Consider the following 1,039-nt stretch of genomic DNA (forward strand, 5'->3'; position numbering starts at 1 on the left):
CGACATGCATCTTCGATCACCTGGTTCTCTTCGTTGACGGGGCGAGTTTTAGCTGTTGTGACAGTCTGTCCGGCATAGGCTTGCCGCAGCCTTCCCAATGCCACGTTGATGTCGCTCAGTAGTACGGCATCGTTGCCCGCAAAGTTCTTCGCCAGGCCGTCCAACTGCTCGTCCTCAATCCGACCGTGGATTTGGCTCTGGTGGTTCTCGGCAAGCCATTTGCTGAACTTGCGCAGCGCCGCTAGATCGCCCCCCAAGGTTCGTGCTTTGATGCGGGCCACGGCTTTTGCCCGGTATTGGGCGAAGAGTTCCTCATCGTCCTTCGTGCCGGGTCGAACAGTCGAAACAGCCGTCACAGGCTGTCCGGCAGAATGCTGCCGGAGCCTTCCCAATGCCACTTTGGTGTCGCTCAGTAGTACGACATTGTTGCCCACAAAGTTCTTCGCCAGTGCGTCCAACCCCGGGTCCTCAATCCGGCCGGCGATCTGGGTCCGATGGTTCTCGTCAAGCCATGTGCTGAACTTGCGCAGCGCCACTATATCGCCAGTGATCGAGCTTTCACTCACCTTGGCTGTTTTAGCCACCTCGGCACGGTAGGCGGCAAAAAGCGCCTCGTCCGGATGCTCGCGGCCGCGCTTGCGGCGGCGCGTTCGCTGAACGACGGCAGCCTGGTGCGGCGCCGCGGCCGGCATTGTATGGCGCGCGCCGGTCAAATCGCCCTGTTGACTGGCCGCAGGCCGATATGCGTCCGTGACGACGTGAGCGAAGTTCACGCCATCGGGTGCGCTTCCAAAGCCCGTGGCGGGCGGGTTGACCCGCGGCGGCATGGAACTCGAAGCTTCGTAACCGACCCCAATCGCTGCGCGGCTCCGCGGCTGATCGACACTTTGCGCGGGTGAGTGGACCACCCGCTCCGCATCCTGCCAGAACTGCGAAGCGAAACTTGCAGCCGCAAACGGCCCGGCGCGATCCGCGGCGGCAAAGAGCTCGTCCTGGTCAAAACTCTGCGCAGGTGAGTGAGCTGGTGGAGCAAAGGGCA

General features: G+C 62.2%; 1 protein-coding gene. It reads right to left on the reverse strand.

The genetic code is table 11. From position 1 onward, the window contains the following. Nucleotides 1-1,039 (reverse strand): hypothetical protein (locus RFM40_RS33555; protein ID WP_320279054.1); only part of this gene is annotated, 1,039 nt, incomplete at both ends.

This window comes from Mesorhizobium captivum (assembly GCF_033977165.1).
Taxonomy (GTDB): domain Bacteria; phylum Pseudomonadota; class Alphaproteobacteria; order Rhizobiales; family Rhizobiaceae; genus Mesorhizobium; species Mesorhizobium captivum.